The sequence below is a fragment of the Variovorax sp. LjRoot290 genome (genome assembly GCF_964253985.1).
Taxonomy (GTDB): domain Bacteria; phylum Pseudomonadota; class Gammaproteobacteria; order Burkholderiales; family Burkholderiaceae_C; genus Variovorax.
The window spans coordinates 627,320-650,068 of sequence record NZ_CAXURW020000001.1 but is presented as its reverse complement, the minus strand read 5'-3'; the positions used below and the strand labels follow the sequence as shown (position 1 = coordinate 650,068).

Sequence of the window (22,749 nt, the reverse complement as noted above, 5' to 3'; positions counted from 1 at the left end):
ATGGACCTCGAAGCAAGAGCCCACAGCGAGCACCCCGACGAGCTGCGCCTCTGGCTGCGGTTGCTGACATGCACCCAGCTTATCGAGAAGCAGGTGCGCAACGAGCTGCGCGAGCAGTTCGCCACCACCCTGCCCCGCTTCGACCTGATGTCGCAACTCGAACGCTCGCCGGACGGGCTGAAGATGAACGAGCTGTCGCGCCGCATGATGGTGACCGGCGGCAACGTCACCGGCATCACCGACCAGCTGGTGGCCGAGGGGCTGGTCGAGCGCGTCGACGTCGAGGGCGATCGCCGCGCCTGGCGCGTGCGCCTCACCACGCGTGGCCGCAAGCTCTTCAACGAGATGGCGCAACAGCACGAGGCATGGATCGTCGATGCCTTCGCGGGCCTGAACGCGAAGGAGGTCACGCAGCTCCACAAGCTGCTCGGCAAGGTCAAGCAGCATTCACATCAACAATTGGCGGAGGCCCTATGAAGCACTACATCGGCGCAAGCAGTCCCATGCGCGCGCAATTCGAGCCGAAGGCCGACTACGAGGCCGAGCATTTCAGCTGGTCCTTCGAGGACGGCATCGGCACGGTCACGCTGAACCGGCCGGAGCGCAAGAATCCGCTGACTTTCGACTCCTACGCCGAGCTGCGCGACCTGTTTCGCGCGCTGAATTTCGCGACCGACGTCAAGGCGATCGTCGTGACGGGCGCGGGCGGCAACTTCTGTTCAGGCGGTGACGTGCACGAGATCATCGGGCCGCTCACGCAGATGCACATGCCCGAACTGCTCGAGTTCACGCGCATGACGGGTGACCTGGTGAAGGCGATCCGCCATTGCCCGCAACCCATCGTCGGCGCGATCGACGGCGTCTGTGCCGGCGCCGGCGCGATGATCGCGCTGGCCTGCGACCTGCGATACGGCACGCCCGCAGCGCGCACCGCATTCCTCTTCACGCGCGTCGGACTGGCCGGCGCCGACATGGGTGCCTGCGCGCTGCTGCCGCGCGTGATCGGACAGGGCCGCGCCTCGGAGCTGCTCTTCACCGGCCGCGCGATGACGGCGCAGGAAGGCCACGCCTGGGGCTTCTTCAACGCGCTGCACGAGAGCAGCGCGCTGCTCGGCGCCGCCACTGCCGTGGCGCGCGAGCTCGCCGAAGGCCCGAGCTTCGCGCACGGCATGACCAAGACCATGCTGTCGCAGGAATGGGCGATGACCATCGACCAGGCGATCGAGGCCGAGGCGCAGGCGCAGGCGATCTGCATGCAGACCGAGGACTTCAGGCGCGCCTTCGAAGCCTTTGCGGCCAAGCGCAAGCCGGTGTTCGGCGGAGACTGACGCAATGGCTGCTTCGCCCGTACCTCCTTCCACGGCGCACCTGGCGCTGCCCTTCTTCGACGATGCGCATCGGGCGCTGGCGCGCGATCTGCTGCCCTGGGCAGCCGCCCAGTCGGTGGACGAGCGCGACGATCGCGCCGCTTGCCGCGACTGGGTGAAGCGGCTCGGCCAGGGCGGCTGGCTGCGCTATTGCGTGCCGGCTTCTTCGGGCGGCGCGCTGGAACGCCTCGATTCGCGCGCGCTGGTGCTGCTGCGCGAAACGCTGGCCTTCCATTCGCCGCTGGCCGATTTCGCCTTTGCGATGCAGGGCCTCGGCAGCGGCGCCATCACGCTGGCCGGCAGCGCCTCACAGCAGCGCGACTACCTCGGCGCCGTGGCGCGCGGCGACAAGATCGCGGCCTTTGCGCTCAGCGAACCCGAGGCGGGCTCGGACGTCGGCGCGATGGCGATGCAGGCTGTCGCCATCTCGGACGGCTGGCGGCTCACGGGCGAGAAGACCTGGATCAGCAATGGCGGCATCGCCGACTTCTACTGCGTGTTCGCGAAAACCGATCCGGCCGCCGGCTCGCGCGGCATCACGGCCTTCGTCGTCGATGCGAAGACGGCCGGACTCGACACCTCGGCACACATCGAAGTGATGGCGCCGCACCCGCTTGCCACGCTGCGCTTCGACGGCTGCGTCGTGCCGCGCGAGGCCCAGCTCGGCGAGCTGCATGGCGGCTTCAAGCTCGCGATGCGCACGCTCGACATCTTTCGCGCCTCGGTCGCCGGCGCTGCGCTCGGCATGGCGCGGCGCGCGCTGGCCGAAGCGGTCCACCATGCGAGCCGCCGGCGCATGTTCGGCCAGACGCTGGCCGACTTCCAGCTCACGCAGGCCAAGCTCGGCGAGATGGCGGCGCTGATCGACAGCGCGGCGCTGCTCACCTACCGCGCCGCCTGGATGCGAGACGACAGCGAAGCCCGTGGCGGGCCCGCCGTCGGCGACCTCACGGCCGCGGCGGCGATGGCCAAGATGTGCGCGACCGAGAACGCGAGCCGCGTGATCGACATGGCGCTGCAGATGCACGGCGGCCTCGGCGTGAAGGTGGGCACCAAGGTCGAGAGCCTCTACCGCGACATCCGTTCGCTGCGCATCTACGAGGGTGCGACCGAGGTGCAGCAACTGATCATCGGCAAGTCCGTCTTGCGGAGCCAGGCATGAGTGCGCAGACCGATCGCTTCGTTCACGACCGTCTGCCGCCGGCAGAGCAACTGCCCATGTTCCGGTACGACCGGCCCGAATTGCAGTTGCCCGACCAACTCAACCTGGTCGAGGTCCTGTTCGACAAGGCCAGCGCCAATGGCCTGGCGGACAAGCCGATGCTGCGCTCGCCGGCCCGCACGCTGAGCTACGCCGAGGCCGCGACCGAGGTCGACCGCATCGCGCAGGTGCTGGTGGAAGACCTGGGCCTGGTGCCCGGCAACCGCGTGCTGTTGCGCGGAGGCAATTCGATCGCGATGGCGCTGGCCTGGCTGGCCGTGGTCAAGGCCGGCCTGATCGCGGTCGCCACCATGCCGCTGCTGCGCGCGAAAGAGCTGGGCGACATCATCGAGAAATCGCGGCCGGTGGTCGCGCTGTGCGATGGCAAGTTGCTCGACGAGCTGCGGATCGCCCAGCAGGCGCATCCGGTGCTGCAGACCCTCGTGACCTTCAACCAGCCGGATGCAGCCGATTCGCTGAGCGCGCGCGCTGCCGCCAAGAGCGGCGTGTTCAAGGCCTGCCCTACAGCCGCCGACGACATTGCGCTGCTGGCCTTCACCTCCGGCACCACCGGCAAGCCGAAGGCGCCCGTGACCACCCACCGCGACGTGCTCGCGATGTGCGAGACCTGGCCGCGTCACGTGCTGCAGGCGCGCAGCGACGACATCGTGCTGGGCTCGCCGCCGCTGGCCTTCACCTTCGGCCTGGGCGGCTTGCTGGTCTTCCCGATGTGGGCCGGCGCATCCGTGTATTTCCACGATGGCCCCTACACGCCGGAGACGATGGTCAAGGCGATCCGCGAGTTCGGCGCCACCATCTGCTACACGGCCCCCACCTTCTACAGGCAGATGGCGCCTTTCGCCAAGGCTTCCGGCGTGCCGAGCCTGCGCATCAGCGTGAGCGCGGGCGAGGCCCTGCCCGACGCGACCCGCCAGCTGTGGAAGGACGCCACGGGCATCGAGATGCTGGACGGCATCGGCGGCACCGAGGTGTTCCACATCTACATTTCGGCCGCCGGCGACCAGGTTCGGCGCGGCGCGGTCGGCAAGGTCGTGCCGGGATTCACCGCCAAGGTGGTGGACGACGAGGGCAATGAAGTGCCGCGCGGCACCGTCGGCCGGCTGGCGCTCATCGGGCCGGTCGGATGCCGCTACCTCGACGATCCGCGGCAGGCCGACTATGTGAAGAAGGGCTGGAACTATCCCGGCGACGCCTTCGTGCAGGACGAGGACGGCTACTTCTTCTACCAGTCGCGCGCCGACGACATGATCATCACCGCCGGCTACAACGTCGGCGGGCCGGAGGTCGAAGACGCGCTGCTGAAGCATCCGGCGGTCGCCGAATGCGGCGTGGTCGGCAAGCCCGACGAGGAACGCGGAATGATCGTCAAGGCCTTCTGCGTGCTCAAGCCCGGCCAGACCGGCGATGCTGCCCTGGTCAAGGCGCTGCAGGACCACGTCAAGGCCACCATCGCGCCCTTCAAATACCCACGGGAGATCGAGTTCGTCGCTGCGCTGCCGCGCACCGAGACCGGCAAGCTCCAACGATTCAAACTGAGGCAAATCACACCATGATCAAACTTTTGCAACCGCCCGGCTGGGCACCCCCGAAGGGCTATGCGAACGGCGTTGCCGCGCGCGGCACGATGGTGTTCGTCGGCGGCCAGGTCGGCTGGAATGCGCAGCAGCAGTTCGTGTCGGACGATTTCATCGAGCAGACAGGACAGGCCCTGCGCAACATCGCCGACATCCTGCGCGAAGCCGGCGCCGGCCCCGAGCACATGGTGCGCATGACCTGGTACGTGACCGACCGCGACGAATACAACCGGCGCCTGGGCGAGCTCGGGCCGGTTTATCGCGAAACGATGGGCCGGAACTTCCCGGCGATGACTTGCGTGCAGGTCGCAGCGCTGGTGGAGTCGCGCGCCAAGGTGGAGATCGAGGTCACGGCGGTGCTGCCCGACTGAGCCCAGCGGCTACCGCGCCCGCAGCCTCAGAGTACTTCCTCGTGGGTCGCTGCCTCGGCGCCCGGATCCGAGAGGATGAGCGCCGCGCGATAGGCAGCGCGCCCCGCAATCTTGGTTTCCGCGGCCAGCTTTTTCCACAGCTGTTCCCGCTCGACCGGCGACAGGGCTGCGGGCTGATCGATCAATGAATGCGCAATCGCCAGCAGCGAAATAGCCGAAGTCAGGCAAAAACTGAGCGCCGACGTCGTGGGACGGCTGCGGTAATTCGCCTGTTCGCCGCGACGAATCTGGTCTTCCTCGCTCGGACTGAGAGAAAGAAGATCGGTCGTCGGGTGAAATGGAACGGCAGGCTCGTCATTGAAAATATAGTCGACCGCCTGCTCGACAGCGCCCATTGCGTTTTCAATCAGATTTCGCGAAATCGAAGGGTCGATCATGAAAGTCCCTTATTTGCGCAATTCACAGACTTCTCGTCCTTCAACTGTTCTCGAATCGGCCAGATGTTACACATGTCACGCGCACGCATCCGTGATCTTTGTCACACGGCGTGGGCGTTTTAGACTCGTTTCACGGTGGAAAGAGTAATTTGGTACTAACAGAAAACTGGGAGCGAAACGCCCTTGGGACAGATCCCAAAATCGATGGCGCGCAGTCTTTTCTTTAGCAGCCGGAAAGCAAAACGCCCACTCGAGGTGGGCGTTTTGCTTTTTCAGCAACAACCTTTTGGGTTGCCGGAAATTTGGTTGCGCGAGCAAGATTTGAACTTGCGACCTTTGGGTTATGAGCCCAACGAGCTACCAGGCTGCTCCATCGCGCGGCAAGATGGAATTATAGCTTATTCTTCGCCGGCCTGCTCGTCGGCAGGGGCTTCCGTCACTTCGGGACGATCGACCAGTTCGACCAGCGCCATCGGCGCGTTGTCGCCCACGCGGAAACCCATTTTCAGGATGCGCGTGTAGCCGCCCGGACGTGCCTGGTAGCGCGGGCCGAGTTCGCCGAACAGCTTGACCACGCTGTCGCGGTCGCGCAGGCGATCGAAAGCCAGGCGCTTGTTGGCGACCGTCGGCTTCTTGGCCAGGGTGATCATCGGCTCGATGACGCGGCGCAGTTCCTTGGCCTTGGGGACCGTGGTCTTGATGACCTCATGCTCGATGAGCGAGTTCATCATGTTCTGCAGCATCGCGAGGCGGTGCGAGCTGGTGCGGTTGAGTTTGCGGAGTCCGTGTCCGTGACGCATGGTGCTTTTCCTTTACTTTATAAAAACAGGCAGCCGTGTCAGGTACTGCCCGGTGCAACACACAGGTGTGGTGATTCTTAACGCTTGTCGAGGCCGGCCGGTGGCCAGCTTTCAAGCTTCATGCCCAAGGTCAGGCCGCGCGAGGCGAGCACTTCCTTGATTTCGTTGAGCGACTTGCGACCCAGGTTCGGGGTCTTGAGCAGCTCGTTCTCGGTGCGCTGGATCAGGTCACCGATGTAGTAGATGTTTTCGGCCTTCAGGCAGTTGGCCGAACGCACCGTGAGTTCGAGCTCGTCGACCGGGCGCAGCAGGATCGGATCGAACTGCTGGGCGCTGCGCGGCGCGGGTGCATCGAACGCAGCGAGTTCGCCGCCTTCGAGCTGCGCGAACACGGCCAGTTGCTCGACCAGGATCTTGGCCGAGGCGCGAACCGCGTCTTCGGCGGTGATCGCGCCGTTGGTCTCGATCTCGACCAGGAGCTTGTCGAGGTCGGTACGCTGCTCGACGCGGGCGCTTTCGACCGTGTAGCTCACGCGCTTGACCGGCGAGAACGAGGCGTCGAGCACGATACGGCCGATCGACTTGGTCGGCTCGTCCGCGTAGCGGCGCATCGTGCCGGGCACATAGCCGCGGCCCTTCTCGACCTTGATCTGCATGTCGAGCTTGCCGCCCTGCGACAGGTGGGCGATCACGTGGTCGGGGTTGATGATCTCGACGTCGTGCGGCGTCTGGATATCCGACGCGGTCACCGCGCCTTCGCCGTCCTTGCGCAGGCTCAGCGTGACTTCATCGCGGTTGTGGAGCTTGAACACCACGCCCTTGAGGTTCAGCAGGATGTTGACGACGTCTTCCTGCACGCCGTCGATCGACGAGTACTCATGCAGCACGCCGGCGATCGTCACTTCGGTGGCGGAGTAACCGACCATCGACGACAGCAGCACGCGGCGCAGCGCGTTGCCGAGCGTGTGGCCGTAGCCGCGCTCGAAGGGCTCGAGCGTGACCTTGGCCTTGTTGGCGGCAAGTTGCTCGACCTGGATGGTCTTGGGTTTCAGCAGGGTGGTTTGCATGCAGAACTTCCTCTCAATACCCCCGGCTCGTTACACCGGTAAGGCTGGTGAAGTGCCCGGCCGCGGTGCCCGCGGCAGGGAACAAAAAATCAAAGTCCGGGCCGCCGGATGGCGGCACGTTTTCGCCTGTTACCTCGAATACAGTTCGACGATCAGCGATTCGTTGATGTCGGCCGCGAATTCGTCGCGATCGGGCACCTTCTTGAAGGTGCCTTCGCCCTTGTCGGCATTCACTTCGACCCAGGCCGGAATGCCGACCTGCTGGGCGAGTTGCAGCGCTTCGGCGATGCGGGTCTGCTTCTTCGACTTGTCGCGCACGGCAATCACGTCGCCGGTCTTGACCAGGTACGACGGGATGTTGACCGACTGGCCGTTCACCGTGATCGCCTTGTGCGAGACCAGCTGGCGCGCTTCGGCGCGCGTGGAGCCGAAGCCCATGCGGTAGACCACGTTGTCCAGGCGCGATTCGAGGATGAACAGCAGGTTGGCGCCGGTGTTGCCACGGCGGCGATCGGCTTCCTCGAAGTAGCGGCGGAACTGCTTCTCGAGCACGCCGTACATGCGCTTGACCTTCTGCTTCTCGCGCAGCTGCAGACCGAAGTCGGAGGTGCGCTGACCAGAAGTGCGGCCATGCTGGCCGGGCTTGGAGTCGAACTTGGCCTTGTCCTGGATCGAACGGCGGGCGCTCTTCAGGAACAGGTCGGTGCCTTCGCGGCGGGAAAGTTTGGCCTTGGGGCCGAGGTAGCGTGCCACTTGATCTTCCTTTGTGTCATCTGCCGCAGAGGCTGTCTGCGGGAGCCATCAGCGGCGTGCCGATGGCGGTGGGCTTGTTGAAAAAACAAAACGCGCAGCCGGCTCGAAAGCTGACTGCGCCGGGCGTCCTCGCCTTAGATGCGACGGCGCTTTTGCGGGCGGCAGCCGTTGTGCGGAACCGGCGTCACATCGGCGATCGAGTTGATGCGGATGCCGAGCGCGGCGAGCGCGCGCACCGACGATTCGCGTCCCGGGCCCGGGCCCTTGATCTCGACGTCGAGGTTCTTGATGCCTTGTTCCACCGCAGCGCGACCGGCGACTTCCGAAGCGACCTGCGCAGCGAACGGCGTCGACTTGCGCGAGCCCTTGAAGCCCTGGCCACCCGACGACGCCCACGACAGAGCGTTGCCCTGGCGATCGGTGATCGTGATGATCGTGTTGTTGAACGAGGCGTGCACGTGCGCGACGCCGTCCGCCACGTTCTTGCGGACCTTCTTGCGAACGCGTTGCGCTGCGTTGTTGGCAGGAGCTTTAGCCATGCTGATCTATCCTTATTTCTTCAGGGACTGCGCGGCCTTGCGCGGACCCTTGCGGGTGCGGGCGTTGGTGCGCGTGCGCTGGCCGCGCATCGGCAGGCCGCGACGGTGACGGAAGCCGCGGTAGCAGCCGATGTCCATCAAGCGCTTGATGTTCATCGTCGTTTCGCGACGCAGGTCACCTTCGATGGTGAAGAGCGCGATCTGGTCGCGGATCTTCTCGAGATCGGCGTCGGTCAGATCCTTGATCTTCTTCGAATATTCGATGCCGCTCGCTTCGCAGATCTTGCGGGCGCGGGTGCGACCGATGCCGAAGATGGCGGTCAGGCCGATCTCAGCGTGCTTGTGCGGCGGAATGTTGATGCCAGCAATACGTGCCATGTGCGTCCTCTAATACTCTTTCAATCAACCCTGGCGCTGCTTGTGGCGCGGGTCGGTACAGATCACGCGCACCACACCCTTGCGGCGGATGATCTTGCAATTACGGCAAATGGTTTTGACCGAAGCCGAAACTCTCATTTCATTCTCCTAAAACTCTGTCCAACCCGGCGACTCATTTCGCCCGAAACACAATGCGCGCCCGGCTCAAGTCATAGGGCGTCAACTCGACGGTGACCTTGTCACCTGGAAGGATGCGGATGTAGTGCATCCGCATCTTTCCGGAAATATGCCCCAGCACGATGTGTCCATTTTCCAGCTTCACCCGGAAGGTCGCATTCGGCAGGTTCTCCTGAACCTCGCCTTGCATCTGGATGACATCGTCCTTCGACATCTCAATCGCCTAGGAAGTCTTGAAATTGGCTTTCTTTAGCAGCGATTCGTACTGCTGCGACATCATGTAGTTCTGCACTTGGGCCATGAAGTCCATCGTGACAACCACGATGATCAGCAGAGAGGTGCCGCCAAAATAGAACGGCACGTTGTATTTCAGGATCAGGAACTCGGGCAGCAGGCAGACGAAGGTGATGTACACCGCGCCGGCCAGCGTCAGACGAACCAGGATCTTGTCGATATAGCGCGCGGTCTGGTCACCTGGGCGAATGCCTGGAATGAACGCACCGCTCTTCTTCAGGTTGTCGGCCGTCTCGCGGCTGTTGAACACGAGCGCCGTGTAGAAGAAGCAGAAGAACACGATCGCGGTGGCATAGAGCAGCACGTAGATCGGCTGCCCCGGCGTCAGCGCGCTCGCGATGTCCTTGATCCAGCGCATGCTCTCGCCGGTGCTGAACCAGCCCACGACCGTGGTCGGCAGCAGGATGATCGACGACGCGAAGATCGGCGGGATCACGCCAGCCATGTTCAGCTTCAGCGGCAGGTGCGAGGACTGGCCGCCGTAGACCTTGTTGCCGACCTGGCGCCGCGCGTAGTTCACGAGGATCTTGCGCTGACCGCGTTCGACGAACACGACGAAGTAGGTCACCAGGATGACCACCGCGACGATGAACAGCGCGACGATCACGTTCATGGCGCCGGTGCGCACCAGTTCGAGCAATCCGCCGATCGCGCTCGGCAGGCCGGCCGCGATGCCCGCGAAGATCAGGATCGAAATCCCGTTGCCGAGGCCGCGCTCGGTGATCTGCTCGCCGAGCCACATCAGGAACATCGAGCCGGCCGTGAGGCTGACCATCGCCGTGATGCGGAAGCCGAAGCCGGGCGAAATCACGAGGCCTGCCGACGATTCCAGCGCGACCGCGATGCTGAAGGACTGGAACAGCGCCAGGCCCAGCGTGCCGTAGCGCGTGTACTGGGTGATCTTGCGCCGGCCGGTTTCGCCTTCCTTCTTCAATTGCTCGAAGGTCGGCACCACGTAGGTCATCAACTGCATGATGATCGACGCGGAGATGTACGGCATGATGCCCAGCGCGAACACGGTGAAGCGCGACAGCGCCCCGCCCGAGAACATGTTGAACAGGCTCAGGATGCCGCCCTGCTGGCCCTGGAACAGCTGCGCGAGTTGGTCCGGGTTGATGCCCGGCACCGGAATGTGAGCTCCGATGCGATAGACCACGAGCGCGAGCAGCAAAAAGACGAGCCGGCGACGCAGGTCGCCGAACTTGCCTGTTTTTGCGAGCGTTGCCGCGTTGGTTGCCACGAAGACTTCTTTCAGTCCGATCAGGCCACGCTGCCGCCGGCTGCTTCGATCGCAGCCTTGGCGCCGGCGCTCGCACCGATGCCGGTCAGCTTGACGGCCTTGGTGAGTTCACCCGACTTGATGACCTTGACGACCTTGGCGATCTGACCGACCAGGCCTGCTTGCTTGAGCGCCAGCACGTCGACTTCGGCCAGGCCGAGCTTCTCGAGCGAGGTCAGCGTTACTTCGGCGTTGTACTTGAGCAGCTGCGACTTGAAGCCGCGCTTGGGCAGGCGACGCTGCAGCGGCATCTGGCCGCCTTCGAAGCCGACCTTGTGGAAACCGCCCGCACGCGACTTCTGACCCTTGTGACCGCGACCCGCGGTCTTGCCCAGGCCGGAGCCGATGCCGCGGCCGACACGGCGCTTGGCGTGCTTGGAGCCGTCAGCCGGCTTGATGCCATTGAGTTCCATATACGTCTCTCTCAGCGACTCTGTTTAGAGCACTTTGACCAGATAACTGATCTTGTTGATCATGCCGCGCACCGCGGGCGTGTCCTGCAGCTCGCTCACGCTGTTGAGCTTGCGCAGGCCGAGGCCACGCACGGTGGCGCGATGCGATTCCTTGGTGCCGATCGGGCTCTTGACCAATTGCACCTTGAGGGTTTGTTGTTGCGTCGTCATGTCGATGCTCCCGTTCAGGCGAAGAGTTGTTCGACGGTCAGGCCGCGCTTGGCAGCGACTTCGGACGCCGTCGTCGAATTCTTCAGGCCGTCCAGCGTGGCACGGACCATGTTGTAGGGGTTCGAGGAACCATGGCTCTTGGCCACGATGTCGGTGATGCCCATGACTTCGAACACGGCGCGCATCGGGCCGCCGGCGATGATGCCGGTACCCTTCGGGGCCGGGATCATGACCACCGAGGCAGCGCCCCAATGGCCCGTCACGCGGTGATGCAGCGTGCCGTTCTTGATCGAGATCTTCGCGAGGTTGCGACGCGCTTCTTCCATCGCCTTCTGCACGGCGGCCGGCACTTCCTTCGACTTGCCCTTGCCCATGCCGACGCGGCCGTCGCCGTCACCCACCACGGTGAGTGCCGCGAAACCGAGGATACGACCGCCCTTCACCACCTTGGTGACGCGGTTGATCGCGATCATCTTCTCGCGCAGACCGTCTTCGGGGCCTTCGCTCTGCGTTCTTGCCTGAATCTTTGCCATTTTGAATCTCGTGTCCGGTTAGAACTGCAGGCCGGCTTCGCGAGCCGCATCGGCCAGCGCCTTGACGCGGCCGTGGTAGGCGAAACCTGCGCGGTCGAAAGCGACCTTCTCGATGCCGGCGGCCTTCGCCTTTTCAGCGATGCGCTTGCCGACCACGGTGGCCGCAGCGGCGTTGCCGCCCTTGCCGGAACCACCCAGCGAGGTACGCACTTCGGCTTCGGCCGTCGATGCAGTGGCAATCACCTTGGTGCCGTCGTCGGAGATGACGGTGGCGTAGATGTGCAGATTGGTGCGGTTCACCGTCAGGCGCGCCACGCCTTGCGTCGCAATGCGGATGCGGGTCTGGCGCGAACGGCGAAGACGCTGTGCTTTTTTGGTCAACATCATTTTGCTGCCCCTTACTTCTTCTTGGTCTCTTTGATCACGATCTTCTCGTCCGCATAGCGGATGCCCTTGCCCTTGTAAGGCTCGGGCGGACGAATCGCGCGGATCTCAGCGGCCACTTGGCCGACGCGTTGGCGGTCGGCACCCTTGATCACGATTTCGGTCGGCGTCGCCGTCGCCACCGTGATGCCTTGCGGCATGTCGATGTTGACCGGATGCGAGTAACCGACTTGCAGGTTCAGCTTGGCGCCCTGCGCCTGGGCCTTGTAGCCCACGCCGATCAGGCTCAGCTTCTTCTCGAAGCCCTTGGTCACACCGACCACCATGTTGTTCACCAGCTGGCGAACCGTGCCGCTCATCGCGTTGGCTTCACGCGATTCGTTGGCGGGTTCGAAGCTCAGCTTGCCGTCTTTGCTGACGACATTGACCAGCGCGTTCAACGCCAGGTTGAGCGTGCCGCCCGTGCCCTTGACGCTGATCTGGTCTTCCTTGATCGACACATCCACGCCTGCGGGGATGGCGACCGGCATTTTTCCTACTCGGGACATTTCAGTTTCTCCTCGATGTCTCGTTTAGGCGACGTAGCACAGCACTTCGCCACCGACACCGGTAGCGCGGGCCTTGCGGTCGGTCATCACGCCCTTGGGGGTCGTGACGATGGCAACGCCGAGGCCGTTCTGGACTTGCGGAATCGCGGCGCTGGCCTTGTAGACGCGCAGGCCGGGACGACTCACGCGCTCGATGCGCTCGATGACCGGGCGGCCAGCGTAGTACTTCAGTGCAATTTCGAGTTCGGTCTTGCCGGCTTCGGTCTTGACCTGGAAGCCGTCGATGTAGCCCTCGTCCTTCAGCACCTGTGCGATCGCGATCTTCACCTTGGAAGACGGGACCGACACGGTGGGCTTCGCCACCATCTGCGCGTTGCGGATACGCGTCAGCAGGTCGGCAATGGGATCACTCATGCTCATATTGTTTGCTCCTGCCTGGCTTACCAGCTGGCCTTGGTGACACCGGGGATGTCGCCAGCGAAAGCCAGTTCACGGATCTTGGCGCGGGCCAGACCGAATTGGCGGAAGGTGCCGCGCGGGCGGCCGGTGATTTCGCAGCGGTTGCGCTGGCGCGTCGGGTTGGCGTTGCGCGGGAGCTTCTGCAGGCCCAGGCGGGCGGCTGCGCGCTCTTCGTCGCTCTTCTTCGCGTCGTTGGCGATCGCCTTCAGTTCCGCGTGCTTGGCGGCGTACTTTGCGACCAGTTTGTCGCGCTTGAGTTCGCGCTCGATCAAAGCTACTTTAGCCACAAATCACCTCAGTTCTTGAACGGGAAACGGAAGCCCGCGAGAAGCGCCTTGGCCTCTTCGTCGGTCTTGGCCGTCGTCGTGATGCTGATATTGAGACCGCGCAGGGCATCGACCTTGTCGTATTCGATCTCGGGGAAAATGATCTGCTCTTTCACGCCGATGTTGTAGTTGCCACGGCCGTCGAACGCACGGCCGGAAATGCCGCGGAAGTCGCGCACGCGCGGCAGAGCCACGGTCACGAAACGGTCCAGGAACTCATACATCTGCACGCCGCGCAGCGTGACCATGCAGCCGATCGGCTGGTTCTCACGAATCTTGAAGCCGGCGATCGCCTTCTTCGACTTGGTCACGACCGGCTTCTGGCCGGCGATCTTGGTCAGGTCGGCGACGGCGTTGTCGAGGACCTTCTTGTCGGCGACCGCTTCGCCCACACCCATGTTGAGCGTGATCTTGGTCAGACGCGGAACCTGCATCGGCGACTTGTAGCCGAACTTTTCGGTCAGGTCTTTCGCGACTTTTTCGCGATAGTGTTGTTGGAGACGTGCCATGTAAGTACCCCTTAGGCGGTCTTGATTTCGTCGCCGCTGGACTTGAAGACGCGCACGCGCTTGCCGTCCGTGACCTTGATGCCCACGCGATCGGCCTTGCCGGTCGCGGCATTGAAGATCGCCACGTTGGATTGGTGAATCGGCATGGCCTTCTCGACGATGCCACCGGTCGTGCCCTTGAGCGGGTTCGGCTTGGTGTGCTTCTTGACCAGATTGATGCCGTCGACGATCAGGTGCGAGTCGTCCTTGCGCAGCGACACCGTGCCGCGCTTGCCCTTGTCGCGCCCGGCCAACACGATGACCTGGTCGCCTTTGCGAATCTTGTTCATGGCGTTGTTGTCCTTACAGAACTTCGGGGGCCAGCGACACGATCTTCATGAACTTCTCGGTGCGCAGTTCGCGCGTGACCGGTCCGAAGATGCGGGTGCCGATGGGCTCCAGCTTGGCGTTGAGCAGAACGGCGGCATTGCCGTCGAACTTGACGAGCGAACCGTCGCTGCGACGGATGCCCTTGGCGGTACGGACCACCACTGCGCTGTAGATCTCGCCCTTCTTGACGCGACCACGCGGAGCGGCTTCCTTGATGCTGACCTTGATGACGTCGCCCACGCTGGCATAACGCCGCTTGGAGCCGCCGAGCACCTTGATACACAGGACGGATTTCGCGCCCGTGTTGTCGGCCACATCGAGCCGGGATTCAGTTTGGATCATGTCTAGTAGTTCCCAACTTGTACCGCTCATCTCCCCAGGATTTCCCTGCGAAGGCTCTGCGGTCAGTCTTGGGCCCGTCGTCCGCGCATCAAAACCACTTTGATGCGCCTCCGTTGGGCAGAAGCTTCGCCTTTTGAAAAGCGAAGCCCGCGATTGTTGCACGGCCTATGAGTACTGTCAACCGGCCAATCCGTGACGCTGCACAACACTCAGCGATTATTTTTAGATGTGAGCGCGCGCTTTCAAAAACTGCCTGCTTCTGCATTGCCGGGCACTGGCGAGCGGCGACAATTTCGGTCCGGCCGCTGCCGCGAGAGCGCTGGGCCATCGTTGAGTGTCACGGAATAAGTCATGAACATCGCAGTCACCTTCCTGCCCCGCCGGGAACCGACCCCTTTGCCGCCGATCGGATTCATCGGCGGCGGCAACATGGCCAGCGCCATCATCGGCGGGCTCATCAAGCGGGACGTCCCTGCAGAGACCTTCGAAGTGGTCGAACCTTTTGCCGAAGCCCGCGCACGGCTCCTGCACGACTTTGGCATCACCGCCCAACCCGAGGCCGGTGCCGCTCTCGCGCGTTGCGCCGTCGTGGTCTGGGCCGTCAAGCCGCAGAGCTTTGCGGAGGCCGCGCGACCGGTCCGCGCTCTGGCGAGCGAGGCGCTGCATCTCAGCGTCGCGGCGGGCATCCCCTCCGACAGCATCGCGCGCTGGCTGGCCACGGAGCGCGTGGTGCGTGCCATGCCCAATACGCCGGCCCTGGTCGGCCAGGGCATGACCGGCCTGTTCGCGCGCCCGGCGGTCGATGCCGCCGGCCGCAAGCTGGCCGAGCAGGTGCTGGATGCCACCGGCGACCTGCTGTGGGTCGATGCCGAAGGCGCGCTCGATGCCGTGACCGCGGTCTCGGGCTCGGGCCCCGCTTATGTCTTCTATTTCATCGAGGCCATGACGGAGGCCGGCGTCGAGCTGGGCCTCTCGCCCGAGCAGGCGCATCGCCTCGCCGTGGGCACCTTCAGCGGCGCATCGGCCCTGGCCGGCAATGCGAGCGAGCCGCCCGCGGTGCTGCGCGAGCGCGTGACCTCCAAGGGCGGCACCACCTATGCAGCGATCAGCTCGCTCGAGAGCGCGGACGTCAAGGCGAAGTTCAAGGCCGCGATCCGCGCCGCACACCAGCGCGCCGGCGAACTCGCCAAGGAATTCGGCCGCGATTGAGGCAGCGCGGCTTCAGCGCAGCGCGTAGCCGGCCACGACACCGGCAAACACGGTGAAGCCCAGCCAGTGGTTGAGCCGGAAGGCCTTGAAGCAGCCGTCACGCGTGCGGTCGCGAATCAGCCGCCAATGCCACAGCGCCTGCGCCGCCGCGATGCCGATGGCGGCGAAGAAGGCGGGGCCCAGGGCCTCGCTCGCGCCGGCCGCGGCCCACACCGCCAGAAAGATCGCGTAGCTCGCCATCACGGCCGCAACATCGAAGCGGCCGAAGGTGATGGCCGAGGTCTTCATGCCGATCCTCAGGTCGTCGTCGCGATCAACCATCGCGTACTCGGTGTCGTAGGCCAGCACCCAGAACAGGTTGCCCGCCAGCAGCCACCACGCGAAAGCCGGCACGCTGGACTGCACGGCCGCGAAGGCCATCGGGATGCCGAAGCTGAATGCGATGCCCAGCACCGCCTGCGGAATCGACACGAAGCGCTTGGCATACGGATAGATCAGGGTCACAGCCAAGGCCGCGAACGACCACAGCACGGTGACGCGGTTGGTCGTGAGCACCAGCGCAAAGGCGGCCAGCGCGAGCACCGCCCCCACGGCGAGCGCCTCCTTGACCGAGATGGCGCCGCTGGTGACGGGCCGCTGGGCGGTGCGCTTGACATGGCGGTCGAAATCGCGATCGGCCACGTCGTTGACGCAGCAGCCGGCGCTGCGCATGAGGATGGTGCCCAGCACGAACACGGTGAGCAGGTGCCAGCCCGGCCAGCCTCCGGCGGCAAACCACAGGGCGCCGAGCGACGGCCACAGCAGCAGCAGCCAACCGGCGGGACGATTCCAGCGGATCAGGTCCAGGTAGAGCGAGAGGCGGCCGCGCGGCGCGGCAGCAGTGGATGCGGACATGGGCCGATTTTGCGTCACGCCAAATAGACGCCCTCGTTTGCCACACTAGAATCCGGCGGTTCGCGCGACGCGATCACCCTTTGCATCGAGCCCGGCCCAGCGCCAGGACTTCCGCGCAAAAGGCACCCAACCCAGACATTTCCAGGCAGGGCACATCCGGTTTAGTCATCGCTTCGATGGCGAGCCGCGTGGCGCTTCGCGATCCGGTTCTTGCCCTGAAGGAAATCCATGTCTCTACGCCCACGCGCGCTGCGCCCACGCCTGCGCCATCTGCCCCTGACCGCTGCCGCGCTCGCCTTGCTGCATTGCACGGCGCAGGCCCAGAACAACACGCTGAAGGAAATCACGGTCAGCACGGAGCAAGACGCCGGGTACGCCCCGGCCGCCAGCAGCACCGCCACCAAGGGCAGCGCACCGCTGCGCGACATACCGCAAGCCGTCAACGTGCTGCCGGCGCAATTGCTGCGCGATCAAGGCGTCACCTCGATGCAGGATGCGTTGCGCAATGCGCCGGGCGTCTCCTTCAGCAGCGGCGACGGCCAGCGCGACCAGGTGGTCATCCGCGGCTTCACCGCCATCGCCGACTGGTTCGTGGATGGTGTGCGCGACGACGCGCTGTACTTCCGCGACCTGTCGGATACCGAGCGCATCGAGGTGCTCAAGGGACCGGCCGCAGTGCTCTACGGCCGCGGGTCGTCGGGCGGCCTGATCAACCGCGTCACGAAGAAGCCGGTATTCGGAGAGTCCTTCGGCGAGGTGTCGCTCGGCCTGGGAAGCCACGACTTCAAGCGCGCGACCGCGGACCTCAACACGCCCATCGGCGAGAACATGGCGTTCCGACTCAACGTCGCCCGCGAGAAGTCGGGCAGCTACCGCGACCAGCAGTTCATCGACCGCTACAGCATCGCGCCCTCGCTCGCGATGAAGTTCAGCCCGCAGACCGACCTGCTGCTGCAATACACCAACGCCCACGACCAGCGGCTGACGGATTTCGGCATCCCGGCGCTCAACGGCCGGCCGGTCGACGTGCCGATCGGCACCTACTACGGCTCCGCCCTGGCCAAGCGCGACGACACGAGCACCTCCAAGGTCCAGTCTTTCACCGCCACGCTGAACCATCGTTTCAGCGATGAACTGAACCTGCGCAACACGACGCGCTACTCCAGCTACCACCTGGATCGCTACAACACGCTGCCCAGCGGCACCACCGACCCCGTGCGCCTGACCGTGGGCCGCACCCGCGGCTTCGTCGATCGGGACGAGAGCGGCTGGTTCAACCAGACCGACTTGACGTGGCGCAACGACATCGGCGGCTTCAAGCAGGAATGGCTCGTCGGCACGGAGTTCGGCGTGCAGGACAAGCGCGCCTATTCCGTGTCCTCGGCCGTCGGTTTTCAGCGCGTCAGCATCTTCAATCCTGTCGCTGTTCCGCCACCCATCCCGCTCGCCAACTATCTGGCGACGAGCGCGATTCCCAGTAACTCCACCTTCAAAACCTCTGCGCTGTACGCGCAGAACCAGATCACGCTGGCGCCGCAATGGAAGGCGCTGGTCGGCGGGCGCTACGACGTGTTCGACCAGGAGACCTCGTTCGAGCGCAGTCTCCCGCCCCTGACGCGCACCGACAAGAAGTTCAGCCCGCGCGCCGGCCTGGTGTGGCAGCCCGGCGAGGCGCAGTCCTACTACCTGTCGCACAGCCGCTCCTTCCAGCCCTCGGCGGAAACCTTCGCGCTCTCGGCCAGCAACGCGGACAACGCACCCGAGATCACGGTCAACAAGGAGATCGGCGCCAAGCTGGACTTCCTGGACGGTGCGCTCAGCTTCACGGCCGCGGCCTTCAACCTGGAGCGCTCGGGCATCAAGAACAGCGATCCGGCCAATCCGGCGCGGCAGATCAACGTGGGCACGCAGCGCACCAACGGACTGGAACTCACGCTCGCCGGCAAGCTGCCGGGGCGCTGGGACGTGAGCGCGGGCTATGCCTACCTGGACGGGCGGATGGTCAAGTCGGTGGCCACCGTCAGTTCACTGCAACTGCCGGTCGGTGCACCCATCCCGGTCCAGGGCAAGGTCGCACCGCTCACGCCGCGGCACTCGGCCTTCGTCTGGCTCATGAAGGACCTGGGCCAGGGCTTCAGCGCGGGCGGCGGCCTGAACTACGTGGCCGCGCGCTACGCCTCCCTGACCAACCTGGTGGCCCTGCCAGGCTACATGACGGCCGACCTGGCGGGCAGCTACAAGACGGATCGCTACGAGTTGGCGCTGAACCTGAAGAACATCTTCGACAAGAAGCACTACATCTCGGCCCACGGCAGCGTCGACAACCTGATCATTCCGGGTCCGCCGCGCGAACTGCAGCTGACCCTGCGCGCCAAGTTCTGATCGGGGCGGATCAGTCCTCGAGCAGCGAACGCAGCATCCAGGCCGTCTGGTCGTGCACCGTGCAACGCGCGGTGAGCATGTCGGCGGTCGGGTCGTCGCCGGCCTCCTCGGCCACCGGGATGAACTCGCGCGCGATGCGCGAAACTGTCTCGTGGCCCTTGACCAGGATGCGCACCATCTCCATCGCCTTCGGCGGATCTTTCGGCACGTCGGGCACGGTCGCGATCTTGCTGAACTCGGCATACGAGCCCGGCGCGTAATGACCCAGGGCGCGGATGCGCTCGGCAATGACGTCGGTCGAACCCCAGAGCTCCGTGTACTGCGCCATGAACATCGCATGCAGCGAGTTGAAGTGCGGGCCGGTCACGTTCCAGTGGAAATTGTGCGTGGTGAGGTAGAGCGTGTAGGTGTCGGCCAGCACGCGGCTCAGGCCTTCGGCGATGGCGGCGCGGTCCTGACGCTCGATGCCGATGTTGATGATCGGCGCATTGCGGCTGCCCGACTCCAGGGCCACCACGGCGCCGCCCTTCTTGGGCACTTTGCCGGCGGAGGCCGAGGGTGCAGCGGAGATCGGGGACTTGGATTTCTTCACGACTTTGGCCATGGCGCGAGTTCTTTCTTCAAGGTTGGATGGCGGTCAGAAACTTTAGAAGCCAAGGGCGGGCTTCGCAACAGCCGAACTCTATCGCAGCGATTGCCCTCGGCCGGGGTCGAACGCGTAGGCCGATGACAGCAAGTCCTACGAGAGTCGTTTGACGCCCGGCAGCTCGCAGGCGTAGATCGCGTTGCGCAGCGCCGCGATGGCCTCGTAGCGCGTGAAGCTGCGGCGCCAGGCCAGCACCACGCGGCGCGTCGGCTCGCCGCCCTGCTCGTCGCGCACGGGGAGGTAACGCACGATCTGCTCGGGCTCCTTGCCGCGGCCCTTGGCCTTGGACTTGAGCGCACCGTTCGGCACCGACAGGCGTGGCACCAGCGTCACGCCCATGCCGGCCGCCACCATGTGCTTGATGGTTTCGAGCGACGAGCCCTCGAAGCTCTTGCGGATGCCCTCGGCATTGCTTGAGAAGCGCGCGAACTCGGGGCAGACCTCGAGCACGTGGTCGCGAAAACAGTGGCCGGTGCCGAGCAGCAGCATGGTCTCTTTTTTGAGCTCGTCGGAGCTCACGGATTCGCGCTCCGCCAGCGGATGATGGACGGGCACGGCCGCCATGAAGGGCTCGTCGTAGAGCGCTGCCATCGCCAGGCCGGTGTCGGGAAAGGGCTCGGCCATGATCGCGCAGTCGATCTCGCCGGCGCGCAGCATCTCGAGCAGCTTGACGGTGAAGTTCTCCTGCAGCACCAGCGGCATCTGGGGGGTGCGCGCGATGTTCTGGCGCACCAGGTCGGGCAGCAGGTACGGGCCGATGGTGTAGATCACGCCCAGGTTGAGCGGCCCCGACAGCGGGTCCTTGCCGCGCTTGGCAATCTCCTTGATGCTCGCGGCCTGGTCGAGCACGCTCTGGGCCTGCTGCACGATCTGCTCGCCCAGCGGCGTGACCGTGACCTCGCCCGCGCTGCGCTCGAAAAGCTTGACCTCGAGTTCGTCTTCCAGCTTCTTGATCGCGACCGACAAGGTGGGCTGCGACACGTAGCAGGCCTCGGCCGCCTTGCCGAAATGCCGCTCACGCGCGACTGCAACGATGTATTTGAGTTCGGTGAGAGTCATAGCCTGCGTCAATTATGCGCAGACGCTGCGACCTCTGCCGAATTCAGGCTTTGAGGTACTCCGCCTTGCTGCCGAGCCAGCGGTCGACATGCTTGATTGCGAGTTCCGGATGGCGGTCGAGCATGCGCGGCGCCAGCGCCCGCGCCCAATCGAGCAGCAACACATCGGTGCTCAGGTCGGCAAAGCGCAGGAGCGGCGCGCCCGACTGCCGCGCGCCGAGGAATTCGCCGGGCCCGCGGATCTCGAGGTCGCGCCGTGCGATCTCGAAGCCGTCGCTGGTTTCGGCCATCGCCTTGAGCCGCGCGCGCGCCGCCTCGCCGACCCGGCCGCCTTCGTTCGGCGCATAGAGCAGCACGCAGGCCGAAGCGGCCGCGCCACGTCCGACACGCCCGCGCAGCTGATGCAGCTGCGAAAGCCCGAAGCGCTCGGCATGCTCGATCACCATCAGCGAGGCATTGGGCACGTCGACGCCGACCTCGATCACCGTGGTGCTGACCAGCACCTGCAGGCGATTGGCCGTGAAGCTCTCCATCACCGCCTGCTTCTCGGCTGTCGGCATGCGCGAGTGCAGCAGCCCCACGCTGACCTGCGCGCCGAGTGCGGCGGCCAGCTCGTCACGCGTTTCGGTCGCGTTGCGCAAATCGACCGCCTCGCTTTCTTCGATCAGCGGGCAGACCCAGTAGACCTGCCGCCCTTGCGCAAGCTGGGCGCGGATGCGATCGATGACCTCGTCGCGCCGGTGATCGGCCACCAGCCTGGTCACGATCGGCGTGCGGCCCGGCGGCAGCTCGTCGAGCGTGGAGACGTCGAGGTCGGCGTAGTAGCTCATCGCGAGCGTGCGCGGGATTGGGGTGGCACTCATCATCAGCAGGTGTGGTTCGAGGTCGCCGACGGCCTTGCCGCGCAGGGCCAGGCGCTGCGCAACGCCGAAGCGGTGCTGCTCGTCGATGATCGCCAGCGCGAGCTTGTCGAAGCGCACCTTCTCCGAGATCACCGCGTGCGTGCCGATCACGAGCGCGGCCTCGCCGTTCTCGACCGCGGCCGACATCGCGTCGCGCTCCTTCTTCTTCTGGCTGCCGGTGAGCCAGGCGACACGCAGGCCGCGCTCGGCCAGCAAGGGGTCGAGCCAGCCGACCAGCTTGCCGAAGTGCTGCGCCGCGAGGATCTCGGTGGGCGCCATCAGTGCGCACTGGTAGCCGGCATCGATGCAGCGCGCGGCGGCCAGCGCCGCCACCACGGTCTTGCCGGAGCCCACGTCGCCCTGCAGCAGGCGGTGCATCGGGACGTCGCGAGCGAGGTCGTGCGTGATCTCCTCGCCGACCCGATGCTGTGCGCCGGTCAATGCAAAGGGCAGCGTGGCCAGCAGTTCCTTGTACAGCGAGTCACCGGAAGCCGCCGCCGAAAGCACCGGCGCGCGCTGCGCCGCGCGGGCCCGGCGCGCCTGCAGTTGCGAGAGCTGCTGCGCCAGCAGTTCGTCGGCCTTGAGCCGCTGCCAGGCGGGGTGGCTGTGGTCTTCCAGCGTGGCCATCGCCACGTCGGGCGCCGGGTAGTGGAGAAAGCTCAACGCCCGGCGCAGTTCCCATGCGCCCGACGGCGCGAGCGCCGGCGGAATGGTCTCGTCGAGCACCGCCCGCGCCAAGCCGGAGCGCACTTCGCGCCGCAGCATCGGCTGGGCCAGCCCCGCGATCGTCGAGTACACCGGCGTCAACGCCTGCGGCAGCTCGGTGCCCGCGGCCTTGACCGTCGGATGCATCATCTGCCGCCCGACGAAACCGCCGCGCACCTCACCGCGCACCCGCACCCGCGCGCCGACCGCGAGCTGCTTCTGCTGCGAGGGATAGAAGTTGAAGAAGCGCAGCTGGCAGGTGTCGCTGCCGTCGTCCACCGTCACGATCAGCTGACGGCGCGGCCTGAACACGACTTCGCAATCCCTCACCACGGCCTCGATCTGGGCCGTGTCGCCGTCGCGCGTGTCGGCCAGCCGCACGATGCGCGTCTCGTCCTCGTAGCGCATCGGCAGGTACAGCGCGAAATCGATGTCACGCAGGAGCCCGAGCTTGCGCAGCGCGCGCTGCACCGGGCTCAGGCCCGCGCCGGGCGCTGGCGCCGGTGCTGCTGCGGGCTTTTCCGGTGGAGACGACTTGGCGGCGGCGGGCATGGGACAATTCTGCCCGGCTCTTCGCCGCCTCTTCCTCCGCCTCCTTGGCA

General features: G+C 65.2%; 30 protein-coding genes and 1 tRNA gene. 7 read left to right on the top strand and 24 right to left on the bottom strand.

Annotation, left to right across the window (positions count from 1 at the left end; genetic code table 11):
* Genes ACSQ9A_RS03435 through ACSQ9A_RS03415 form a run of 5 tightly spaced genes read left to right on the top strand, consistent with a single transcriptional unit; the run spans window position 1 to window position 4,534 of the window.
* Window positions 1-477 (top strand): MarR family winged helix-turn-helix transcriptional regulator, encoded by a 477-nt coding sequence (locus ACSQ9A_RS03435; protein ID WP_093105319.1) that lies wholly within the window; start codon window positions 1-3, stop codon window positions 475-477.
* Window positions 474-1,328, top strand: a complete 855-nt coding sequence (locus ACSQ9A_RS03430) for an enoyl-CoA hydratase family protein (protein ID WP_093105316.1) — start codon at window positions 474-476, stop codon at window positions 1,326-1,328. Before ACSQ9A_RS03435 ends, ACSQ9A_RS03430 begins: the two co-directional genes overlap by 4 nt.
* A gap of 4 nt (window positions 1,329-1,332) precedes the next feature.
* Entirely contained in the window at window positions 1,333-2,529 is a 1,197-nt protein-coding gene (locus tag ACSQ9A_RS03425; RefSeq protein WP_093105313.1) for an acyl-CoA dehydrogenase family protein, read from the top strand.
* Entirely contained in the window at window positions 2,526-4,142 is a 1,617-nt protein-coding gene (locus tag ACSQ9A_RS03420; RefSeq protein ID WP_436302677.1) for an AMP-binding protein, read from the top strand. Before ACSQ9A_RS03425 ends, ACSQ9A_RS03420 begins: the two co-directional genes overlap by 4 nt.
* On the top strand, window positions 4,139-4,534 hold the full coding sequence (locus ACSQ9A_RS03415; protein ID WP_093105307.1) for a RidA family protein: 396 nt from the start codon (window positions 4,139-4,141) through the stop codon (window positions 4,532-4,534). Before ACSQ9A_RS03420 ends, ACSQ9A_RS03415 begins: the two co-directional genes overlap by 4 nt.
* Window positions 4,535-4,560: 26 nt before the next feature.
* Here the strand turns inward: ACSQ9A_RS03415 and ACSQ9A_RS03410 are convergent, their stop codons facing one another.
* The 20 genes from ACSQ9A_RS03410 to rplN form a co-directional block, all read right to left on the bottom strand.
* Window positions 4,561-4,971 carry a hypothetical protein gene (locus tag ACSQ9A_RS03410; protein WP_139191665.1) on the bottom strand — a complete coding sequence of 137 codons (411 nt, stop codon included), beginning with the start codon at window positions 4,969-4,971 and terminating at the stop codon, window positions 4,561-4,563.
* 303 nt (window positions 4,972-5,274) lie between these two features.
* A tRNA-Met gene (locus ACSQ9A_RS03405) sits at window positions 5,275-5,351 on the bottom strand.
* A gap of 18 nt (window positions 5,352-5,369) precedes the next feature.
* The gene (gene rplQ / locus ACSQ9A_RS03400; protein ID WP_093105301.1) at window positions 5,370-5,771 is read right to left on the bottom strand and encodes a 50S ribosomal protein L17; all 402 of its coding nucleotides are present in this window, start codon (window positions 5,769-5,771) and stop codon (window positions 5,370-5,372) included.
* Between the two features lie 77 nt (window positions 5,772-5,848).
* Window positions 5,849-6,838, bottom strand: a complete 990-nt coding sequence (locus ACSQ9A_RS03395; protein ID WP_028250818.1) for a DNA-directed RNA polymerase subunit alpha — start codon at window positions 6,836-6,838, stop codon at window positions 5,849-5,851.
* Between the two features lie 129 nt (window positions 6,839-6,967).
* Complete coding sequence (gene rpsD / locus ACSQ9A_RS03390; RefSeq protein WP_093105298.1) at window positions 6,968-7,591, bottom strand: 30S ribosomal protein S4; 624 nt, start codon at window positions 7,589-7,591, stop codon at window positions 6,968-6,970.
* A 134-nt stretch (window positions 7,592-7,725) separates the two neighbouring features.
* The gene (gene rpsK, locus ACSQ9A_RS03385) at window positions 7,726-8,130 is read right to left on the bottom strand and encodes a 30S ribosomal protein S11 (RefSeq protein ID WP_068674563.1); all 405 of its coding nucleotides are present in this window, start codon (window positions 8,128-8,130) and stop codon (window positions 7,726-7,728) included.
* A gap of 12 nt (window positions 8,131-8,142) precedes the next feature.
* Window positions 8,143-8,508 (bottom strand): 30S ribosomal protein S13, encoded by a 366-nt coding sequence (gene rpsM / locus ACSQ9A_RS03380; RefSeq protein WP_019653977.1) that lies wholly within the window; start codon window positions 8,506-8,508, stop codon window positions 8,143-8,145.
* A gap of 24 nt (window positions 8,509-8,532) precedes the next feature.
* Window positions 8,533-8,646 carry a 50S ribosomal protein L36 gene (gene rpmJ, locus ACSQ9A_RS03375; protein WP_038201958.1) on the bottom strand — a complete coding sequence of 38 codons (114 nt, stop codon included), beginning with the start codon at window positions 8,644-8,646 and terminating at the stop codon, window positions 8,533-8,535.
* A gap of 34 nt (window positions 8,647-8,680) precedes the next feature.
* Window positions 8,681-8,899: a translation initiation factor IF-1 gene (infA, locus tag ACSQ9A_RS03370; protein WP_093105295.1), complete on the bottom strand. Its 219-nt coding sequence runs from the start codon at window positions 8,897-8,899 to the stop codon at window positions 8,681-8,683.
* 9 nt (window positions 8,900-8,908) lie between these two features.
* The gene (secY, locus tag ACSQ9A_RS03365) at window positions 8,909-10,219 is read right to left on the bottom strand and encodes a preprotein translocase subunit SecY (RefSeq protein ID WP_436302676.1); all 1,311 of its coding nucleotides are present in this window, start codon (window positions 10,217-10,219) and stop codon (window positions 8,909-8,911) included.
* A gap of 20 nt (window positions 10,220-10,239) precedes the next feature.
* Window positions 10,240-10,671 (bottom strand): 50S ribosomal protein L15, encoded by a 432-nt coding sequence (rplO, locus tag ACSQ9A_RS03360; protein ID WP_093105289.1) that lies wholly within the window; start codon window positions 10,669-10,671, stop codon window positions 10,240-10,242.
* A 24-nt stretch (window positions 10,672-10,695) separates the two neighbouring features.
* Window positions 10,696-10,881 (bottom strand): 50S ribosomal protein L30, encoded by a 186-nt coding sequence (gene rpmD / locus ACSQ9A_RS03355; RefSeq protein ID WP_009124818.1) that lies wholly within the window; start codon window positions 10,879-10,881, stop codon window positions 10,696-10,698.
* 14 nt (window positions 10,882-10,895) lie between these two features.
* Window positions 10,896-11,414, bottom strand: a complete 519-nt coding sequence (rpsE, locus tag ACSQ9A_RS03350) for a 30S ribosomal protein S5 (protein WP_093105288.1) — start codon at window positions 11,412-11,414, stop codon at window positions 10,896-10,898.
* Window positions 11,415-11,432: 18 nt separating this feature from the next.
* Complete coding sequence (gene rplR / locus ACSQ9A_RS03345) at window positions 11,433-11,798, bottom strand: 50S ribosomal protein L18 (protein WP_093105479.1); 366 nt, start codon at window positions 11,796-11,798, stop codon at window positions 11,433-11,435.
* Window positions 11,799-11,812: 14 nt separating this feature from the next.
* Window positions 11,813-12,346, bottom strand: a complete 534-nt coding sequence (rplF, locus tag ACSQ9A_RS03340; protein WP_093105285.1) for a 50S ribosomal protein L6 — start codon at window positions 12,344-12,346, stop codon at window positions 11,813-11,815.
* Window positions 12,347-12,370: 24 nt separating this feature from the next.
* Window positions 12,371-12,766: a 30S ribosomal protein S8 gene (rpsH, locus tag ACSQ9A_RS03335; protein WP_093105283.1), complete on the bottom strand. Its 396-nt coding sequence runs from the start codon at window positions 12,764-12,766 to the stop codon at window positions 12,371-12,373.
* 20 nt (window positions 12,767-12,786) lie between these two features.
* Window positions 12,787-13,092, bottom strand: a complete 306-nt coding sequence (gene rpsN, locus ACSQ9A_RS03330; protein WP_093105280.1) for a 30S ribosomal protein S14 — start codon at window positions 13,090-13,092, stop codon at window positions 12,787-12,789.
* An 8-nt stretch (window positions 13,093-13,100) separates the two neighbouring features.
* Window positions 13,101-13,640 (bottom strand): 50S ribosomal protein L5, encoded by a 540-nt coding sequence (rplE, locus tag ACSQ9A_RS03325; RefSeq protein ID WP_093105278.1) that lies wholly within the window; start codon window positions 13,638-13,640, stop codon window positions 13,101-13,103.
* A gap of 11 nt (window positions 13,641-13,651) precedes the next feature.
* A complete protein-coding gene (gene rplX / locus ACSQ9A_RS03320) occupies window positions 13,652-13,969 on the bottom strand; it encodes a 50S ribosomal protein L24 (RefSeq protein ID WP_093105275.1) in 318 nt (105 codons plus the stop codon).
* Between the two features lie 13 nt (window positions 13,970-13,982).
* Complete coding sequence (gene rplN / locus ACSQ9A_RS03315) at window positions 13,983-14,351, bottom strand: 50S ribosomal protein L14 (RefSeq protein WP_093105273.1); 369 nt, start codon at window positions 14,349-14,351, stop codon at window positions 13,983-13,985.
* Window positions 14,352-14,702: 351 nt separating this feature from the next.
* On the opposite strand from rplN, the gene proC reads away from it, so the two are divergent.
* Window positions 14,703-15,560: a pyrroline-5-carboxylate reductase gene (proC, locus tag ACSQ9A_RS03310; protein ID WP_093105270.1), complete on the top strand. Its 858-nt coding sequence runs from the start codon at window positions 14,703-14,705 to the stop codon at window positions 15,558-15,560.
* A 12-nt stretch (window positions 15,561-15,572) separates the two neighbouring features.
* Here proC and ubiA read toward each other — a convergent pair whose 3' ends face one another.
* Window positions 15,573-16,454 (bottom strand): 4-hydroxybenzoate octaprenyltransferase, encoded by an 882-nt coding sequence (gene ubiA / locus ACSQ9A_RS03305; protein WP_436302675.1) that lies wholly within the window; start codon window positions 16,452-16,454, stop codon window positions 15,573-15,575.
* Between the two features lie 228 nt (window positions 16,455-16,682).
* On the opposite strand from ubiA, the gene ACSQ9A_RS03300 reads away from it, so the two are divergent.
* Window positions 16,683-18,836 carry a TonB-dependent receptor gene (locus ACSQ9A_RS03300; RefSeq protein ID WP_436302674.1) on the top strand — a complete coding sequence of 718 codons (2,154 nt, stop codon included), beginning with the start codon at window positions 16,683-16,685 and terminating at the stop codon, window positions 18,834-18,836.
* Between the two features lie 10 nt (window positions 18,837-18,846).
* Here the strand turns inward: ACSQ9A_RS03300 and ACSQ9A_RS03295 are convergent, their stop codons facing one another.
* From ACSQ9A_RS03295 to recG, 3 genes are all read right to left on the bottom strand, one after another.
* Window positions 18,847-19,440, bottom strand: a complete 594-nt coding sequence (locus ACSQ9A_RS03295; RefSeq protein ID WP_436294459.1) for a Dps family protein — start codon at window positions 19,438-19,440, stop codon at window positions 18,847-18,849.
* A 135-nt stretch (window positions 19,441-19,575) separates the two neighbouring features.
* A complete protein-coding gene (locus ACSQ9A_RS03290) occupies window positions 19,576-20,541 on the bottom strand; it encodes a LysR substrate-binding domain-containing protein (protein WP_093105260.1) in 966 nt (321 codons plus the stop codon).
* Between the two features lie 43 nt (window positions 20,542-20,584).
* Window positions 20,585-22,699 (bottom strand): ATP-dependent DNA helicase RecG, encoded by a 2,115-nt coding sequence (gene recG / locus ACSQ9A_RS03285; protein WP_436302673.1) that lies wholly within the window; start codon window positions 22,697-22,699, stop codon window positions 20,585-20,587.
* Window positions 22,700-22,749: the final 50 nt, after the last annotated feature.

What these genes read in the sequence shown, in the direction of transcription:
- ACSQ9A_RS03435 (WP_093105319.1), top strand. Translation starts at nt 1, where the DNA reads ATGGACCTCGAAGCAAGAGCCCACAGCGAGCACCCCGACGAGCTGCGC.
- ACSQ9A_RS03430 (WP_093105316.1), top strand. Translation starts at nt 474, where the DNA reads ATGAAGCACTACATCGGCGCAAGCAGTCCCATGCGCGCGCAATTCGAG.
- ACSQ9A_RS03425 (WP_093105313.1), top strand. Translation starts at nt 1,333, where the DNA reads ATGGCTGCTTCGCCCGTACCTCCTTCCACGGCGCACCTGGCGCTGCCC.
- ACSQ9A_RS03420 (WP_436302677.1), top strand. Translation starts at nt 2,526, where the DNA reads ATGAGTGCGCAGACCGATCGCTTCGTTCACGACCGTCTGCCGCCGGCA.
- ACSQ9A_RS03415 (WP_093105307.1), top strand. Translation starts at nt 4,139, where the DNA reads ATGATCAAACTTTTGCAACCGCCCGGCTGGGCACCCCCGAAGGGCTAT.
- ACSQ9A_RS03410 (WP_139191665.1), bottom strand. Translation starts at nt 4,971, where the DNA reads ATGATCGACCCTTCGATTTCGCGAAATCTGATTGAAAACGCAATGGGC.
- rplQ (WP_093105301.1), bottom strand. Translation starts at nt 5,771, where the DNA reads ATGCGTCACGGACACGGACTCCGCAAACTCAACCGCACCAGCTCGCAC.
- ACSQ9A_RS03395 (WP_028250818.1), bottom strand. Translation starts at nt 6,838, where the DNA reads ATGCAAACCACCCTGCTGAAACCCAAGACCATCCAGGTCGAGCAACTT.
- rpsK (WP_068674563.1), bottom strand. Translation starts at nt 8,130, where the DNA reads ATGGCTAAAGCTCCTGCCAACAACGCAGCGCAACGCGTTCGCAAGAAG.
- rpsM (WP_019653977.1), bottom strand. Translation starts at nt 8,508, where the DNA reads ATGGCACGTATTGCTGGCATCAACATTCCGCCGCACAAGCACGCTGAG.
- rpmJ (WP_038201958.1), bottom strand. Translation starts at nt 8,646, where the DNA reads ATGAGAGTTTCGGCTTCGGTCAAAACCATTTGCCGTAATTGCAAGATC.
- infA (WP_093105295.1), bottom strand. Translation starts at nt 8,899, where the DNA reads ATGTCGAAGGACGATGTCATCCAGATGCAAGGCGAGGTTCAGGAGAAC.
- rplO (WP_093105289.1), bottom strand. Translation starts at nt 10,671, where the DNA reads ATGGAACTCAATGGCATCAAGCCGGCTGACGGCTCCAAGCACGCCAAG.
- rpmD (WP_009124818.1), bottom strand. Translation starts at nt 10,881, where the DNA reads ATGACGACGCAACAACAAACCCTCAAGGTGCAATTGGTCAAGAGCCCG.
- rpsE (WP_093105288.1), bottom strand. Translation starts at nt 11,414, where the DNA reads ATGGCAAAGATTCAGGCAAGAACGCAGAGCGAAGGCCCCGAAGACGGT.
- rplR (WP_093105479.1), bottom strand. Translation starts at nt 11,798, where the DNA reads ATGTTGACCAAAAAAGCACAGCGTCTTCGCCGTTCGCGCCAGACCCGC.
- rplF (WP_093105285.1), bottom strand. Translation starts at nt 12,346, where the DNA reads ATGTCCCGAGTAGGAAAAATGCCGGTCGCCATCCCCGCAGGCGTGGAT.
- rpsH (WP_093105283.1), bottom strand. Translation starts at nt 12,766, where the DNA reads ATGAGCATGAGTGATCCCATTGCCGACCTGCTGACGCGTATCCGCAAC.
- rplE (WP_093105278.1), bottom strand. Translation starts at nt 13,640, where the DNA reads ATGGCACGTCTCCAACAACACTATCGCGAAAAAGTCGCGAAAGACCTG.
- rplX (WP_093105275.1), bottom strand. Translation starts at nt 13,969, where the DNA reads ATGAACAAGATTCGCAAAGGCGACCAGGTCATCGTGTTGGCCGGGCGC.
- rplN (WP_093105273.1), bottom strand. Translation starts at nt 14,351, where the DNA reads ATGATCCAAACTGAATCCCGGCTCGATGTGGCCGACAACACGGGCGCG.
- proC (WP_093105270.1), top strand. Translation starts at nt 14,703, where the DNA reads ATGAACATCGCAGTCACCTTCCTGCCCCGCCGGGAACCGACCCCTTTG.
- ubiA (WP_436302675.1), bottom strand. Translation starts at nt 16,454, where the DNA reads ATGTCCGCATCCACTGCTGCCGCGCCGCGCGGCCGCCTCTCGCTCTAC.
- ACSQ9A_RS03300 (WP_436302674.1), top strand. Translation starts at nt 16,683, where the DNA reads ATGTCTCTACGCCCACGCGCGCTGCGCCCACGCCTGCGCCATCTGCCC.
- ACSQ9A_RS03295 (WP_436294459.1), bottom strand. Translation starts at nt 19,440, where the DNA reads ATGGCCAAAGTCGTGAAGAAATCCAAGTCCCCGATCTCCGCTGCACCC.
- ACSQ9A_RS03290 (WP_093105260.1), bottom strand. Translation starts at nt 20,541, where the DNA reads ATGACTCTCACCGAACTCAAATACATCGTTGCAGTCGCGCGTGAGCGG.
- recG (WP_436302673.1), bottom strand. Translation starts at nt 22,699, where the DNA reads ATGCCCGCCGCCGCCAAGTCGTCTCCACCGGAAAAGCCCGCAGCAGCA.